The sequence below is a fragment of the Colwellia sp. MB02u-14 genome (assembly GCF_014076915.1).
GTDB lineage: Bacteria > Pseudomonadota > Gammaproteobacteria > Enterobacterales > Alteromonadaceae > Colwellia_A.
This window is the reverse complement of the sequence record NZ_JACGUX010000079.1, coordinates 313,342-330,157: the sequence shown is the minus strand read 5'-3', so window position 1 is coordinate 330,157 and position 16,816 is coordinate 313,342. Positions and strand designations below refer to the sequence as shown.

The 16,816-nt window shown below is 38.3% G+C and carries 12 protein-coding genes; 8 read left to right on the top strand and 4 right to left on the bottom strand.

What is annotated here, in order from left to right:
* The first annotated feature begins 41 nt into the window (after window positions 1-41).
* The 5 genes from hisS to H4J52_RS11775 all read left to right on the top strand — a co-directional run bounded on the left by hisS (window position 42) and on the right by H4J52_RS11775 (window position 5,570).
* Window positions 42-1,316, top strand: coding sequence for a histidine--tRNA ligase (hisS, locus tag H4J52_RS11795; RefSeq protein ID WP_182177141.1), 1,275 nt, complete (start codon window positions 42-44; stop codon window positions 1,314-1,316).
* A 9-nt stretch (window positions 1,317-1,325) separates the two neighbouring features.
* On the top strand, window positions 1,326-1,964 hold the full coding sequence (locus tag H4J52_RS11790; RefSeq protein ID WP_182177140.1) for a tetratricopeptide repeat protein: 639 nt from the start codon (window positions 1,326-1,328) through the stop codon (window positions 1,962-1,964).
* Between the two features lie 17 nt (window positions 1,965-1,981).
* Window positions 1,982-3,187: an outer membrane protein assembly factor BamB gene (gene bamB, locus H4J52_RS11785; protein WP_182177139.1), complete on the top strand. Its 1,206-nt coding sequence runs from the start codon at window positions 1,982-1,984 to the stop codon at window positions 3,185-3,187.
* Between the two features lie 133 nt (window positions 3,188-3,320).
* On the top strand, window positions 3,321-4,781 hold the full coding sequence (der, locus tag H4J52_RS11780) for a ribosome biogenesis GTPase Der (protein WP_182177138.1): 1,461 nt from the start codon (window positions 3,321-3,323) through the stop codon (window positions 4,779-4,781).
* 105 nt (window positions 4,782-4,886) lie between these two features.
* Window positions 4,887-5,570, top strand: coding sequence for a PilZ domain-containing protein (locus H4J52_RS11775; RefSeq protein WP_182177137.1), 684 nt, complete (start codon window positions 4,887-4,889; stop codon window positions 5,568-5,570).
* On the opposite strand, the gene xseA is transcribed toward H4J52_RS11775, so the two are convergent.
* Window positions 5,567-6,910 (bottom strand): exodeoxyribonuclease VII large subunit, encoded by a 1,344-nt coding sequence (xseA, locus tag H4J52_RS11770; protein ID WP_182177136.1) that lies wholly within the window; start codon window positions 6,908-6,910, stop codon window positions 5,567-5,569. The two genes, H4J52_RS11775 and xseA, sit on opposite strands and share 4 nt — an antisense overlap.
* Before the next feature lie 349 nt (window positions 6,911-7,259).
* Here xseA and guaB point away from each other — a divergent pair, with 349 nt between their 5' ends.
* The 3 genes from guaB (at window position 7,260) to H4J52_RS11755 (ending at window position 13,633) form a co-directional block, all read left to right on the top strand.
* Window positions 7,260-8,732 carry an IMP dehydrogenase gene (gene guaB, locus H4J52_RS11765; RefSeq protein WP_182177135.1) on the top strand — a complete coding sequence of 491 codons (1,473 nt, stop codon included), beginning with the start codon at window positions 7,260-7,262 and terminating at the stop codon, window positions 8,730-8,732.
* Window positions 8,733-8,969: 237 nt separating this feature from the next.
* Entirely contained in the window at window positions 8,970-10,547 is a 1,578-nt protein-coding gene (gene guaA, locus H4J52_RS11760) for a glutamine-hydrolyzing GMP synthase (protein WP_182177134.1), read from the top strand.
* A gap of 203 nt (window positions 10,548-10,750) precedes the next feature.
* A complete protein-coding gene (locus tag H4J52_RS11755; RefSeq protein WP_182177133.1) occupies window positions 10,751-13,633 on the top strand; it encodes a hypothetical protein in 2,883 nt (960 codons plus the stop codon).
* Window positions 13,634-13,721: 88 nt separating this feature from the next.
* On the opposite strand, the gene H4J52_RS11750 is transcribed toward H4J52_RS11755, so the two are convergent.
* From H4J52_RS11750 to fba, 3 genes are all read right to left on the bottom strand, one after another.
* Window positions 13,722-14,507 carry a YdiY family protein gene (locus H4J52_RS11750; protein ID WP_182177132.1) on the bottom strand — a complete coding sequence of 262 codons (786 nt, stop codon included), beginning with the start codon at window positions 14,505-14,507 and terminating at the stop codon, window positions 13,722-13,724.
* A complete protein-coding gene (locus H4J52_RS11745) occupies window positions 14,497-15,327 on the bottom strand; it encodes a mechanosensitive ion channel family protein (protein WP_182177131.1) in 831 nt (276 codons plus the stop codon). Before H4J52_RS11745 ends, H4J52_RS11750 begins: the two co-directional genes overlap by 11 nt.
* A gap of 123 nt (window positions 15,328-15,450) precedes the next feature.
* On the bottom strand, window positions 15,451-16,515 hold the full coding sequence (fba, locus tag H4J52_RS11740; protein ID WP_182223626.1) for a class II fructose-bisphosphate aldolase: 1,065 nt from the start codon (window positions 16,513-16,515) through the stop codon (window positions 15,451-15,453).
* Between the last annotated feature and the right edge of the window lie 301 nt (window positions 16,516-16,816).

The window sequence follows — 16,816 nt, the reverse complement described above, 5'->3', positions numbered from 1 at the left end:
TATAATTACCTATTTTACAGTAGATAAGAGAGAACCTTACTTTGAGTAAAACATTACAAGCCGTCAGGGGAATGAACGATTGTTTACCCACTGAAACTCCTATTTGGCAAATGGTTGAAACAGTTTTACGTCGAGTGGCTAGTAGCTATGGTTTTGCTGAAATACGTATGCCAATTGTTGAATCTACAACGCTTTTCAAACGTTCTATTGGCGAAGTTACCGATATTGTTGAAAAAGAAATGTATACTTTTGATGATCGTAACGGCGACAGTTTAACGCTTCGACCCGAAGGCACTGCCTGTTGTGTCCGTGCCGGTAATCAACATGGCTTATTGTACAACCAAGAACAACGTTTATGGTACATGGGGCCGATGTTTAGGCATGAACGCCCACAAAAAGGTCGCTATCGTCAGTTTCACCAATTTGGCTTAGAAGCCTTTGGCATTGCGACACCTGACATAGATGCAGAAATTATTATGTTAACTTCTCGTCTTTGGCGGGAACTTGGCATCAATGAGTTTGTCACACTAGAGCTAAACTCATTAGGTTCAAATGAAGAACGTGCAAATTATCGTGACGCTTTAGTGATTTTCTTGACTGAAAAAGAAGATCAACTTGATGAAGACTCTAAACGTAGAATGCATACCAACCCATTACGCGTTTTAGATAGTAAGAACAAAGATGTACAAGCCGCTTTAATTGGCGCACCAAAACTAAGTGATTATTTTGGTGAAGAATCTACAACCCACTTTGCGGGTGTTTGTCAGCGTTTAGATGCTGCAGGTATAAAATATGTGATTAACGATCGTTTAGTTCGTGGTCTAGATTATTACAATCGCACCGTCTTTGAATGGGTAACTGACAGCTTAGGCGCACAAGGTACTATTTGTGCAGGCGGCCGTTATGACGGCCTAGTCGAGCAGTTGGGTGGAAAAGCAACGCCGGCATTTGGCTTTGCCTTAGGTATAGAACGCTTAGTATTAATGTTAACGAGCTTGGAAAAAGTCAATGACATTCGCGCACAAGTTGATGTTTATGTTATTGGTTTAGGTGAAGGTGTTGATATTCAAGCCGCACTACTAAGTGAAGAATGGCGCAATCAAGTTAAAGATATTCGCATACAAAACCACTGCGGTGGTGGTAATATGAAAAAACAAATGAAACGGGCAGATAAATCGAGTGCGCAAGTGGCAATTATCATCGGTGAAGATGAACTTGCTGAGCAAAGCGTAACGATAAAGTATTTGCGTGGACAACATGAACAGCAAAAGGTGTCGCTTGAACAAGTGCCAGCTTTATTAAACAGTTTAATTTAAGGTGAAGTAGTGGACGTTTATCAAACAGAAGAACAACAAGTAGAAGCCATTAAAGGTTTTTGGAAAGAAAATGGTACTGCCGTTATTGCTGGTTTAGTATTAGGTTTTGCTGGATTTATTGGTTTTAATTATTATAAAGAAGCACAGTTAGCTAACGAAGTTGAAACTTCTGATGCTTATCAAACTGTTATGGAAAGCGCCGGTAAAAAGGAAAAGCTTTTTTCGACAAGTGCGAATAAATTTATTACTGAAAATAAAGACTCGAGTTACGCTTCATTAACCGCTTTTGCTTTAGCAAAAGAAGCGGCTACTCATAAAGATTGGACTCAAGTGGCTAAACACTTAACTACAGCTATTGAAAGTGCTACAAATCAAGGTGTTAAAGCTATTGCCAGTGTTCGGTTAGCACGTGTACAAATACAACTTGAACAGTACACTGAAGCTTTAGCAACAATCTCTGTAACGCTACCTGAATCATTCAAAGGCACTGTTGAAGAAACTAGAGGCGATGCATACTTTAAACAAGGTAAAATAGAACTTGCTCGTAATGCTTATCAAGCAGCGCTTGACGTTGAAGGCCAAGCAAACAACAGTGCGTTACAAATGAAATTAAATGATTTAGCCCAATTATCATCTATTGCTAAATAAAGAGGCTGATCATTAATATGCTTAAGAAAATACGCTTTAATAAAAAGTTGTTAGCGATAGCGCTATTGTCTTTAGGACTAAGTGCTTGCTCGTCAACTGATGAAGAAGATGAGGCGACAAAAGTTGCTGAATTAACAGAAATTAATCAAACATTTGAGGCTGATGTGCTTTGGGAATCAAGTGTTGGTAATGGTGTAAGCGATTACTTTTCGCGTATTAAACCTAATGTTGCTTATGGCAAGCTTTATAGTGCCAGTCGAGAGGGAGACGTTGTTGCGCTTGAACTTAAAAATGGTAACGAAATTTGGTCAACAGATTTAAGTGATATAAAAGGTGACCGCGGATTCTTTGATAGTCGCCAATCTGCTTTATTAAATGGTGGCCCAATTACGGGTATTCAGAAAATATTTATTGGTAGTGAAAATGGTGAAGTATTCGCACTAGACTCTGATACTGGTAAACTTGACTGGCAAGGTAAAGTGAAGGGAGAAGTTATTGCGGCTCCTGCCATTGATGCTGGGATATTGGTAGTAAATACCGCTTCTGGTGTTATTAAGGCATTTAATGCATCGAATGGTCAAGACGAATGGCAAATTGAGCAAGAAGTTCCTGCTTTAACTTTACGTGGTGTAAGTTCTCCTGCTATTTCTTCTGGCGGAGTCATGGTTGGCTCAGCAGATGGAACGCTGAGTGTTTATATCCTTGAAAGTGGTCAGCAAGGCTGGACTATAGAAGTCGGTGAAGCGTTAGGTTCTACACAATTAGAACGTGTGATTGATGTTGATTCTACGCCGCTTATTTTTGGCGACAAAGTTTATAGTATCTCTGTAAAAGGTCGCTTAACCGCTGTTGATTTACGTACAGGCCGTATGCTTTGGGAACGTCAATATTCGTCATATCATGACTTGTCTATCGATGGTAATACTATCTTTTTAACCGATGTTAAAGGTCACGTTTATGCGGTTGATCGCCAAAACGGTTTTGAAAAATGGAGTCAGCTTTCATTAACAAATCGTGGTGTTACAGGACCTGCTGTTTTAGGTAACTATATTATTGTTGGTGATTTAGAAGGTTATCTTCACTTTATAGACCAAGCAACAGGAGATATTGTTTCTCGTCATGAAGTAGACAGCAGTGGTTTAAATATTACGCCAACTGTTCATGAAAATATTATTTATGCACAATCACGTAATGGTGATTTACAAGCGATAAAAATTCCATAAGTTTTTTTATCGGCTAGAATTAAACGGCTCCATTGCAAAATGCATTGGAGCCGTTGTTTGTTATTACATAGAGTAAAAGTTTTGCATTTTGCAGAGCGGTGTTTACTCTACAAATGAATTTATAGAGGTAAACATGCTTCCAGTAGTTGCACTTGTCGGACGTCCTAATGTTGGCAAATCGACCTTATTTAACCGATTAACCCGAAGCCGTGATGCGCTTGTAGCAGATTATCCGGGTTTAACGCGTGACCGCCAATATGGTCAAGCGAAAGTAGAAGATCATCCGTTTATTGTTATTGATACCGGTGGTATCAATGGCAATGAGCAAGGTATTGATGCATTGATGGCTGAACAGTCACTGATGGCGATAGAAGAAGCTGATGCCGTATTGTTTATGGTTGATGCGCGCGATGGTTTAACATCAGCGGATATAGGTATTGCCGACTACCTTCGTAAACAAAATAAAAAAATATTTTTGGTGGCGAATAAAGTTGACGGTATAGATGCCGACTCTGCTGTTGCTGAATTTTATGAGTTGTCACTGGGTGATACGGTGCATAAAATCGCAGCGGCTCATGGCCGCGGTGTTACCCAGTTATTAACGCTGGCCTTAACACCGCACATAGAAGCATTGGGTGAAGCCCGCGAAAATGATGAATTTGATGGTGCACAAGAATTCTCAGGTAAAACTGATGAAGAAAAAATCGCTGAAGCACCTTTTGAAAATGATAAAATCAAACTCGCCATTATTGGTAAGCCTAACGTTGGCAAGTCAACACTGACTAACCGTATATTAGGTGAAGACCGTGTTGTTGTGTTTGATGCGCCAGGTACCACGCGTGATAGTGTTTATATTCCTATGGAACATAATGGTCGTGAATATACGCTTATTGATACGGCGGGTATTCGTCGTCGCAAAAACGTCACTGATGTTGTTGAAAAATATTCAGTGATTAAAACCTTGCGTGCTATTGAAGATGCGAATGTGTGTTTATTAATTATTGATGCTCGTGAAGGTATCTCTGATCAAGATTTAAGTTTATTAGGTTTTATCTTAGAAGCTGGTCGTTCTTTGGTGCTAGCGGTTAATAAATGGGATGGGTTAGAAGAGCATGTTAAAGATCGTATTAAAACTGAATTAGATCGTCGTTTAGGCTTTATCGATTTTGCGCGTATCCATTTTATCTCAGCATTACACGGTACAGGCGTAGGTCATTTATACGAGTCTGTTGAAGAAGCTTTTATTTCTGCAACTAAACGTATTTCGACTTCAATGGTCACCAAGATATTAGATATGGCTGCGTTTGATCATCAACCGCCAATGCATCAAGGACGTAGAGTTAAGCTTAAATACGCACATGCCGGTGGTTATAACCCGCCTATCATCGTAATTCATGGTAACTTGGCGAAGAAGTTGCCTATTTCTTATAAGCGCTACTTAATGAACTACTACCGTAAATCATTAAAAATAATGGGTACGCCTATTAGAATTGAGTTTAGAGAAACCAGTAACCCATTTGCAGGTAAGAAGAAGTTGACCTATACCGAGCAAAAGAAAATGGCAAGAGCGACTCAAGGTTATAAAAAAGACTAATTATTTATTCTTTCTAAAATTAAATGCGTATTACTGAAGCCAATCATTTGATTGGCTTTTTGCTAAGTGCTACATTTAAAAGAATTATTCTTAAATGTTAACATTATGGCTGCTCGCCCTCAAAAAATTGCGTTGGTTAACCGCTTAAATCGAAACCTCGGTTTATTGCAATCAGGCTCTACCATCACGATCGATATAGCAACACCAGCAGGACAAAAAGCAAAATTTCGCAGCACCTTTATTGGTTATTTACCAAAAAATTATGTGTTGATACAATTTCCAGACCCTAAAAAATTAGGCAGTTTTTCGCAACATATTACTCAAGGAACGGTAATTACTGTTCGTGGTTTAATTGAAGGACATGAAGGTGCTGTAGTGGCTTTTGTGAGTAATGTGAAACAAACGTTACAAATTCCCTCTCGATTAATCGTGCTTGATTTCCCTCGTTCAGTGAGCTTACAAAGTTTACGGTCAGCAATGCGCATTGATACCGACATTATTGCAAAGATAAAAATCGCCAAAGAATATTGGCAAGCGACAATTATTGATATTTCAGTGAACGGCTGCCAAGTATTGATTAATAATGGTGAATCTTTAGTGATGGAAAAAGATAAATCTGTCGAATTAGTCGTTGAAGACTTCCAAGGACTTGGCAACTTAAAGTTTTTAGCCCAAACGTGTAGTTATAAACCACAAGCCAATGGTCTTTGTATTGGACTAAAATTTGAAGAGAAAAGCAAAGCCTCAGTAATAAAATTACTTCAGCATGCCGTTATTGCTGAAAATTAAACATTGCTGATAACTTTTGTAAAAATACTGCCGTCGTTCACTTGAATTGATATTTCATCGCCGACACTCACTTGATCTTTTGTTCTTATAATTTGATGGCGACTATTTCTACTGACACTATAGCCACGAGCAATCGTTGCGAGTGGGCTAACAATATTAAGCTGTTCAATGACACTGATAAAATGTTCAGTTTTGTTTTTTACAATAAGATGAAAATCTCTTTGTAATTTTTCATCTAAGTGGCTAAGTGTCTTTTGATGTTGAATAATAACTTTACTTGGATCGCAATATTGTAAATCCCTGGCTAGTTTTTCGGGGGCTTGCCTAAAACGTTCAAACTGATGCTTTATTACTTTATCTAGGCGGATGTTTAACTCATCTGATTTTTGCTGGTACTGTTGAAGTTTCCTTTCGGGATGAACTTGCGTTAATCGATGTATTAAAGTCTGTAAGGTTAAATTTTCTTGTTTAACTTTTTGAGTAAATAAATGTTGAGCTCGCTTTGACAACTCACGTAATCGCGTTTGTAATTCACTATTGTCTTGTGAAACGAGCTCTGCAGCAGCCGACGGTGTTGGTGCTCTTAAATCAGCAACGAGATCACTTAATGTTGTGTCTATTTCGTGACCCACAGCGCTGATCACAGGAATACGACTGTGAAAAATAGCATTGACTACGTCTTCTTCGTTAAAGGGCCATAAATCTTCCAGAGATCCACCACCACGACCGACAATTAATACTTGGCACTCTTCACGTTGATTGGCAATATCAATAGCATCAGCAATATCACCTTTGGCGTGCTTGCCCTGAACAAGGGCGGGGTAAATGACGACAGCAATAGTGGGGTTACGCCTTTGCAGAACAGAAATAATATCTTTTACTGCTGCGCCTGTTGGTGAAGTAACGACACCAACAGTTGTAATGTTTCGAGGAATTTTTTGCTTGAATTGTTGGCCGAATAACCCTTGTGCATTCAACTTGCTTTTTAACTGCTCAAACTGTTGCCTTAATATGCCTTCACCGGCATCTTCCATCATTTCAATAATTAATTGAAAATCGCCTCGAGGCTCATACAAAGAAACCTTGGCACGCACTAAAACTTGTTGACCATTGCGTGGTGTTGAACTTCCCGTTAACCTTACTCGTCGATTGTTGCCTTTAAACATCGCACATCGCACTTGTGATTTACTGTCCTTGAGTGATAAATACCAATGACCTGAGCTAGCCGCAATGAAATTTGATATTTCACCACATAACCATACGGTATTAAGTTCACTTTCTAGCATGAACTTTACTTTTTTTGTGAGTTCACTTACTTGTAAAATGTGCTGCGTAGCCATAAATCACTTACTTTTTATAATGTGAAAGCGATTTTAATCGATATACTCGCTCTACTTGAATTTGCTCAGGTTTCCCCGAAGGGTTATTTTGTAAACACTTTATTCTACGTTATTGATTTCAAAAATAGAATAACTATTATCTTCAATCAATAGCTTGCCTAAAGCCGTTTATCATTCGAGCTGAATCCCGCATATTCAAGAGCAACGTGTGTGTTATATATTTCTACAAACTACTTAGAGATATTTATTTTAGCTTATCGTTAAATTTAAGTTGTTCTCAAACAACAAAGCGGTTAAAATTCTGCCGCAATATTCACTCCCTAACCAACCTTTTTAGAGAGATGTTGCGATGCTAAGAATTGCCCAAGAAGCACTAACGTTTGATGACGTATTACTTGTACCTGCTCATTCAAATGTACTCCCACACACGGCTGATTTAAAAACTAAATTAACCCGTAAAATCAATTTGAATATACCTATGGTTTCTGCGTCTATGGATACAGTTACTGAAGCACCTCTTGCTATTACACTGGCGCAAGAAGGCGGCTTAGGTTTTATTCACAAAAATATGACCATTGCTGAACAAGCGGCTAACGTATTAAAAGTAAAAAAATACGAAAGTGGTATTGTTTCAGATCCCGTGACAGTCAATGCTGATTTTACGATTGAAGAAGTTATGCATAAAGCTGATGACCTAGGTTTTTCTGGTTTTCCTGTTGTTGATAAAAATAGCAATCTTACCGGTATTATTACGGGTCGTGATTTACGCTTTGAAACTGACTTAACCAAGCCAGTATCAGCACTGATGACACCTAAAGAAAACTTAGTGACGGTGAAAGAAGGTGCTGCTCGTGAAGAAATTCTAGGCTTAATGCACAGTAACCGTATTGAGAAAATTTTAGTGGTTGATGATGCGTTCAAATTAGTTGGCTTAATTACCGCTAAAGATTATCAAAAAGCTGAAAATAAGCCAAATGCCTGTAAAGATCACCTTGGTCGTTTACGTGTTGGTGCTGCGGTAGGTGTTGGTGCGGGTACTGATGAACGTATTGACGCGTTAGTTGCCGCAGGAGTTGACGTTCTATTAATTGACACTTCTCATGGTCACTCTCAAGGTGTTCTTGACCGAGTTAAAGAAACTCGTGACAAATACCCTGACTTACAAATTGTTGCGGGTAATGTTGCAACTGGCTCTGGCGCAAAAGCCTTAGCCGATGTTGGCGTCGACGCGGTAAAAGTTGGCATTGGCCCAGGTTCAATTTGTACTACGCGTATTGTTACGGGTGTTGGTGTACCACAACTAACCGCTATATCAAATGCAGTAGAAGCGCTTAAAGGCACAGGTATTCCTGTTATTGCTGATGGTGGCATTCGTTTCTCTGGTGATATTGCTAAAGCACTTGTTGCTGGCGCACACTGCGTTATGGTTGGTAGCATGTTAGCGGGTACCGAAGAATCTCCTGGTGAAGTCGAGCTTTATCAAGGCCGCTACTACAAATCTTATCGTGGTATGGGTTCGTTAGGTGCTATGGCTCAAAAAGATGGTTCTAGCGACAGATACTTTCAAAAGACAGATGGCGAGGCAGACAAATTAGTACCTGAAGGTATTGAAGGTCGAGTTGCTTATAAAGGCCCAGTTTCAGCCATTATTCATCAACAAATGGGTGGATTACGTTCATCAATGGGCTTAACGGGCTCTAAAGATATTGAGATAATGCGCACGAAACCAGAGTTTATGAAAATAACCTCTGCGGGTATGGGTGAGTCACATGTACATGACGTGGCAATCACTAAAGAAGCACCTAACTATCGTATGGGCTAATCGAACAGCTGATTTTATTGCTAGTTAACATAATGACTGCATCAGCGGTACTCATTGACTAACGTCAACTCCGTGCCTCTTCTTTGCCAGAATATTAACTAGCATCAAACTCAACTATTCTTACGTTTTTATTGATGTAAGAAAACAAAAAATTCAAACAGGCTGAGTTGACATCTTAATGAGATAACAACTCAGCCTGTTCATTTTATAAATAGTTAAATAAAGTAGGAAAACAACATGAGTAAAGACATTCATGATCACCGAATACTAATTTTAGATTTTGGTTCTCAATACACCCAGCTCATTGCGCGTCGCGTTCGTGAAATAGGCGTTTATTGTGAACTTTGGTCTTGGGATGTAACTGAAGAGCAAATAAAAGGGTTTAACCCAACAGGTATCATTCTAGCTGGCGGCCCTGAGTCGGTCACTGCAGAAAACTCACCTCGTGCACCTGAATATGTTTATAGCGCTGGTGTTCCGGTATTAGGCATTTGTTACGGCATGCAAACAATGGCTGAACAACTTGGCGGTGGCGTACAAAGTTCAACGCATAAAGAATTTGGTTATGCTGCAGTTGAACTTATTACAAAATCTGCATTATTTAATAATGTTGAAGACAGTATTGGCGGTAATGGTAATGCTTTGCTTGACGTTTGGATGAGCCACGGTGATAAAGTGTCTGCTATCCCTGAAGGTTTTGTTAGCGTTGCACAAACGCCAAGTTGTGCTTATGCAGCAATGGCAAATGAAGAAAAGCAATTTTATGGTGTACAGTTTCACCCTGAAGTGACTCACACTAAACAAGGTTTACGAATTTTAGAAAACTTTGTTGTTGAAATTTGTCAGTGTGAAAAATTATGGACTGCATCATCGATTATTGATGATGCTATCGCTAAAATGAAAGCTCAAGTCGGTGACGACGAAGTTATCTTAGGTCTTTCAGGCGGAGTTGATTCATCAGTAGTTGCTATGTTATTACATCGTGCTATTGGCGATAAATTGACTTGTGTATTTGTTGATAATGGTTTACTTCGTTTAGACGAAGGCCAGCAAGTCATGGATATGTTTGGTGACCACTTCGGTTTAAATATCATTAAAATTGAAGCAGAAGATCGATTTTTAAACCGTTTAGCGGGTGAAAGTGAGCCAGAAGCAAAGCGTAAAATTATCGGTAATGTTTTTATTGATGTTTTCGAAGAAGAATCGAACAAGCTTGATAATGCTAAATGGTTAGCACAAGGCACTATCTATCCAGATGTTATTGAATCTGCGGCCTCTGCAACGGGTAAAGCACATGTAATTAAATCACATCATAATGTTGGTGGCTTACCTGATTACATGAAATTAGGGCTAGTGGAGCCTTTACGTGAACTCTTTAAAGATGAAGTACGTAAGATAGGCTTAGAGCTTGGTTTACCCTACGACATGCTTTATCGTCACCCGTTCCCTGGACCTGGATTAGGTGTACGTATTTTAGGTGAAGTGAAAAAAGAATATGCTGACTTATTACGCCGTGCAGATGCTATTTTCATTGAAGAATTACACAAACATGATTTATACACCAAAGTAAGCCAAGCGTTTACGGTGTTTTTACCGGTGAAGTCAGTTGGCGTTATGGGTGATGCACGTAAATATGACTGGGTAGTATCACTACGTTGTGTGGAAACTATTGATTTTATGACCGCGCGTTGGTCACATTTACCTTATGATTTCTTAGGGGTAGTCTCTAACCGTATTATTAACGAGATTGATGGTATTTCTCGTGTTGTTTACGATATTTCAGGTAAACCACCTGCGACAATTGAGTGGGAATAACCCCCTCTACTGTATAAATAATAAAAGCCTTAATATTTTCTAAAAATGTTAAGGTTTTTTTTATCATATATTCCTGCCACATAGCGTATCCCCACTTTTAAAACATTCATTTAATATTTTTTGTAATAAAATTGTAAAAAGAAAGACTAACTCTTTATTGCTGATAAACAGTTAGTAAAAAATTAAAGGAAGAATTTACGTTTATGAATAAAATAACGCTCGCACTTTTAGCTACATTAGGTAGCACCGTAGTATCATCATTTTTTTCTCCGCTAGTACAAGCAGAAGATTCATTACAAACTATTGAAACAGAACATGCACGCATTCATTTCCATAAAGACTACCAAGCCTTTGCACAACAAGTCGCGAGTAAGTTTGAACCTATTTATGCTGATGTGAGTGCTCGAGTGGGTTTTGAGCAAAACGATAAATTAGATTTCCTTATTGGTGACGATTTTCACCAAGCGAATGGCTATGCAATTCCCTTAACAGCAGGGAAAATAGTTAAAGTCTTTTCCAGTTCTCCGCGTTCTGAAGAAGCGCTTGGCGCATATAACGACTGGCTAGATTTAGTGATAAGTCATGAGCTTACCCATAAAATTCACATGTCACAGCCAAGCCGTAGTTGGCGTTCAATGTTAGATTCAAGCGTACTTGATTCCGACATACTTAATTTTTCCCGCTATCCTCGTTGGGTAACAGAAGGATACGCAACAGTCATCGAAACAGAATATACTCAGCAAGGGCGAGTAAACAGTGATTATATCAAAGCGATGTTGCAGCAGTGGGCTACAGAAGGCCAATTACCCAGTTATGATGCCTTAAATGGTAATAGTAGCTATGAAGGTAACCGTATGGCGTATTATCAAGGTAGCGCATTTTTATTTTGGTTACAGGCAAATTATGGTCAAGAAAAACTGCAGCAGTTATGGAAACGTAGTACAGCAAAAAAATACCGTGACTTTGACGATGCTTTTACCGGCTTATTTCTAGATAGTCCAAGAACTTTATATAAAAAGTTTGTTGTTGAACAAACGGTATCCGCTAAACAAACACAACTTATCACGGATAACACCGGAAGTGTGTGGCAAAACAATAGTTTTAAAGTGATCAGTAGTGAACCTTCTCCGCAACAAGATAAGTTATTGCAACTTGAAGTAGACGACAAAGGTTATACAACACTCAGTATTTTCTCGTTTGCAGAAAATAACAAAGCGAAAGATAAATTTATCGAAGATAACGAAAAGTTGCTTGAAGCTGATAAAGAAGATGTTGCTAATAGCACGCCTGAAGTCTTTAATCGAGAAGCTGAAATCGTCATAAAATCAGCTAAAAAGTCGCAATGGCGACAAGCACGTTGGTTAGACGATAATCACGCCTTGGTATTGCAATCTCAGTTACAAGACAATCAAGAGTTGGGTTTTGAACTAGTGAAGGTTGAACTAACAACAGGCAAGGTTGAAAAAATAACACAATCTTTGCGTCTTCATGACTTTACGCTTACGCCCGATAAAAAGTCAGTGATCGCGACCTCGCATTTTGCTGGTTTTAATCAACTGATAAAAATTTCGTTAGGTGACGGAAGTTATCAGTCTCTTGATAGCAAAAGACTTAATCAACCGATGGACAACTTAACGTTGAGTCCTGATGGTGAAACACTTGCGTTAATGGCTATTCATGAAAAGCATTGGCAGATACACTTTTACCAATTAGCCACGCAAAAGTGGCAAGTTGTCAACTTACCGTTAACAGGAAATTATACCTCGCATTTGCGTTGGCAAACAGAGGGGGTATATTTTTCACAAAGCCATAATAATATCACTCAAGAAGTAAGTAGGGGGGTTAAAGACAATGTTGCGGTTGATGTTTATCGTTTACAACCCGAGACAAAATCTTGGCAGCAACTTACCCAAGGGGAGAAACTTGCCACCAATGCCTTTACTATTAATGACCAGTTAATTTACTTATCTACCACTAGCCAAGGGCAAGATACTTATAGCCAAGATCTTAATAAAAGTATAACAGAGCAAAAGCTACCATCAGGTAACTATGAGCTGTTAACACTTGATAAACCGGTACCAGAAATAAGTTTAGCAAGTGACTTATCGACAAAAAATTACGGTATAGGCCCGCAAACAGGGATTATAACATTGACTACAGGCTATATCAGTAATGAGGATAATGGTCTGGATCTCGTCATTCGTGGTGGCGATCCATTAGGACGCTTACGTTGGCAAGCGGCGGTTACTCATGGAGACCAGCAAGATCATGGCGCGATATCAATTAAGAGTAACTGGCAAAATATCGAGTGGTTTGCTGAGTTTATTGATAGCAAATATGAAAATGATTCTTTGAAGCGTAAAAACCAGTTATTCAATATAGATTTAGCGAAAACATTTATAATATCAGACAGCAGTCAGTTGAAAGTACAACTTGGCGTGGGTACTGATGATATTGAATATTTTTCTGATAGTTTACTCACGCAAGCAGACGATGAAATTAATCATTATCGCGTACAAGGCCAATATGCTTTTCAGCATAATATAGGCAGAATTAACTATGGTTTTTCATTCAATGCTGCACTTATTGATTATGAAAGTTCAAAACAAGAAAAGCATACGTGGCAAAGAAATGATGTTGGGCTTGGAGCTTTTATAAGTATTGAAGATTACGCATTGAAATACAGCTATCAAGACAGTGAAGTTGATGATGACACACCATTCTATGCGTTATTGACTCAAGGTGGACAATTAGCAACAACAACGAGCCAAGTATTAACAAGTCATAAAGTAGATCCAAGAGTGCCACTTGCATGGCAAACAGGCTTTCACTTCAAACAGCATAATGTTGAAGTAGACGTAAACGATTTTACACTGTTCTATTTACAACATGAAGCTGACGAAAATGACACTCTTGCTGCTTATGGTGTTGAATTAAAAATATCAATGACAGGAAACATGACACCATTACTTGATGGCTTAACCTTACTGGCAGGATTTTCTTGGTATGAAGAGCAAAATACCTTTACTGACTTAATTGAAGATCAAAGTCAGTTTTATCTTTCAGGTACTTATCAATTTAAGTAAGTAAAAGTATAGAAAAACTAGCCTGCGAATATAAATAAACGATCGTAGGCTAGATCATACTCAGTTAAATCAAACCAAGTAAAGTTAATTAGAAGCTATAAACCAGTGTTAACGCCGTTTGAGTATTGGTGTTTTCTTTGCCTTCTTCAACATCAGTATTATGATCAATCTTAAAGCTAACTTTTAGCTGTAAAGTAGAAATCAATTTTGTTGTAATAGAGCTTTCAGCTTGATAATTACTGTTTTCGCCACTTTTTGTTGCGTATTTAGCAACAAATAGCTGTTTAAATTTAACATGTTCGTTTAACTTACGCGTGTACAATGCTTGCGCTTGAATAATGAAAGCGCCCTTGTTTTCAGTGTACTCATTACCGTTTTCATCTTCTAAACGCACGACGTCTTTTTTGTAACCCGGTCCAATATCAGCATCAAAGGTAGCCATTTTACTTTCATACCAACGACGACCCCAACCAGCAGAAATCGAACTTTGAGTTTCAAATCCACCAAAACGATTGTCGTCGTGTGATAGATTTCCGTAAACGTAATTGGTTTTTTTAGTGCCAATGGTATAGTTTGTTTGACCGACTATTTTCCATTGTTGATCTGTTGTTTGAGAGCGTTCAACACCCTCTTCATCTTCAATTTCAGCTTTACTTGCAAGCAAGTCAAAGCGAACCGTACTTCGCCATTCGCCTAATTGATGATCTAAATCGAAGCCTGCTTTTATATCAGTACTTTTATTGTCACCCGTTTTAAATAGTGCGCCTAATTCCGCTGACATACTTAATGGATCTTTAGGAGCTTCTACTTCTTCGGCAAAGGTATTAAGTGATAAGCTGCCGCATAAGGCAAGAATTACTAATTTATTGTTCATTTTTGGTCTCTTGATTAACATGTACAGAAAGTTGTGGGAATGGGATTTCAATGCCAGCATCGTCTAAGGCCATTTTAATTGCTTCTAATAAATCAAAATGTACAGGCCAATAATCGGCTGTTTTAACCCATGGACGCACAATAAAGTTTACCGAGCTATCGGCTAATGCACTAACACCTATGGTAATAGCAGGTTCTTTTAAAACTAAGTCATGGCGACTAACCACATCTTTTAATATTTTTTTTGTTAGCTTTAAATCTGCGCTATAACCAACACCAATCACTAAATCTATTCTTCTCGTAGGTTTTGCTGAGTAGTTAGTAATTGTGCCATTTGTAATGCCACCATTAGGAATAATAACTGTTTTGTTATCACCGGTTCTTAACTGTGTTGAAAATACATGGACTTCTTCAACAATACCTGCGGTACCTGCGATCTCTACAAAATCTCCAGCTTTAAAAGGCTTTAATGAAATAAGTAAGATGCCGGAAGCAAAATTTGATAACGAGCCTTGTAATGCTAAGCCTATAGCAAGACCAGCGGCACCCACAATTGCCACTAATGAGGTGGTATTAAAACCTAAGTGAGAAATTGCAGCAATAAAGGCAACCATCACAACTAAGCCATAAATTAAGCTAGCGATAAAAGAAATTACGGTATTATCGAATTTTTTATGCGTTAATACTTTTTTTGTTGCTGAACTGATGAGTTTTGCGAAAAGTCTACCGATGATAAAGATAGCTACTGCAATAATAAATTTTATTAGGTTTTCTTGTAACATTGGTTGATTTTCATTTAACCAATTAATGATATTGTCCATTTTTATACTCCGTGGAAAAATAGCCCAATGATTATAGTTAACTTGTATAACGATTTCTAATTATATTATAAAAAATGCCCATAAAAAAAGGGCCTAAGCCCTTTTTTATCGATGAGATGTTAACTACTTTACAATAGCAGTAAGCTTGCCTGCATCGTATAAATCAAACATTGTATCTAATGAAATAGGTTTGATTTTATCTGCGTTACCTGAAGCGCCAAATGAGTCATAACGCGCAATACAAATTTCAGTCATCGCTTTAGTGGTTTCAGCTAAAAATTTACGTGGGTCAAATTCGCTTGGGTTGTGTGCTAAGAAGCGACGAGTTGCCCCCGTTGATGCTAAACGTAAATCAGTATCGATATTAATTTTACGCACACCGTTTTTAATACCTTCTTGAATTTGCTCTACTGGCACGCCGTAAGTTTCAGGAATATTACCACCATATTCATTGATAATTGCTAACCACTCTTGCGGGACTGATGATGAACCGTGCATCACTAAGTGGGTATTTGGGATACGATTATGTATCGCTTTAATACGGTCAATGGCTAGAATATCGCCTGTTGGCGGACGGGTAAATTTGTAAGCACCATGAGAGGTACCACAAGCAATAGCTAAAGCATCAACTTGAGTTTTCTTAACAAAGTCCGCGGCTTCTTCAGGGTCTGTTAACATTTGTTCTTTCGTTAAAATACCTACTGCGCCAATACCGTCTTCTTCACCGGCTTCTCCGGTTTCTAAAGAACCTAAACAGCCTAATTCACCTTCAACAGAAACACCACAAGCATGAGCCATTTCGACAGTTCTACGTGTTACATCTACATTGTATTCGTAGCTTGAAGGTGTTTTACCGTCAGACATCAAAGAACCGTCCATCATGACGGATGAAAAACCTAATTGAATTGAACGCTGACAAACACTGGGTGAGGTGCCGTGATCTTGATGCATAACAACAGGGATATGAGGGAATTCTTCAATTGCGGCTAGAATTAAGTGACGTAAAAAAGGAGCACCAGCATACTTACGAGCACCTGCAGAGCCTTGTAAAATAACCGGGCTATTGGTTTTGTCTGCAGCGATCATGATTGCTCTGACTTGTTCTAAGTTGTTAACGTTAAAAGCGGGAATACCGTATCCGTATTCTGCTGCGTGATCTAACATTTGGCGCATAGAAATTAAAGCCATTGAATTACTCCTAAGTATTTAAGATGTTATATAGTGTTTTTACTTAATTTCAAAACGCAAGTTTCATTATGAAATTTAAGCTTTCGTAACGTAAGTATATCAGATAAGAAATTGACATGGCAAAAGAAAAAAATGTCGCCTCAGTGGTTTTTATTTGTTTGTTTTATGTCTGATTTAAATAATGTTCGATAATTACCGTCAAGAATCCCATTTAACTCACTTTTTGAGAGAAATTTATACTTTTGTTTTGTAAGTTTACAACGAAAGAGCAGAAGTTATGATGAAGTGATATTTTTGTTTT

Bases quoted from the DNA above. Each gene is read 5' to 3' on its own strand.
- bamB (WP_182177139.1), top strand. From the start codon at position 1,982: ATGCTTAAGAAAATACGCTTTAATAAAAAGTTGTTAGCGATAGCGCTA.
- H4J52_RS11745 (WP_182177131.1), bottom strand. From the start codon at position 15,327: ATGGACAATATCATTAATTGGTTAAATGAAAATCAACCAATGTTACAA.
- der (WP_182177138.1), top strand. From the start codon at position 3,321: ATGCTTCCAGTAGTTGCACTTGTCGGACGTCCTAATGTTGGCAAATCG.
- guaB (WP_182177135.1), top strand. From the start codon at position 7,260: ATGCTAAGAATTGCCCAAGAAGCACTAACGTTTGATGACGTATTACTT.
- fba (WP_182223626.1), bottom strand. From the start codon at position 16,515: ATGGCTTTAATTTCTATGCGCCAAATGTTAGATCACGCAGCAGAATAC.
- xseA (WP_182177136.1), bottom strand. From the start codon at position 6,910: ATGGCTACGCAGCACATTTTACAAGTAAGTGAACTCACAAAAAAAGTA.
- H4J52_RS11775 (WP_182177137.1), top strand. From the start codon at position 4,887: ATGGCTGCTCGCCCTCAAAAAATTGCGTTGGTTAACCGCTTAAATCGA.
- H4J52_RS11750 (WP_182177132.1), bottom strand. From the start codon at position 14,507: ATGAACAATAAATTAGTAATTCTTGCCTTATGCGGCAGCTTATCACTT.
- guaA (WP_182177134.1), top strand. From the start codon at position 8,970: ATGAGTAAAGACATTCATGATCACCGAATACTAATTTTAGATTTTGGT.
- H4J52_RS11755 (WP_182177133.1), top strand. From the start codon at position 10,751: ATGAATAAAATAACGCTCGCACTTTTAGCTACATTAGGTAGCACCGTA.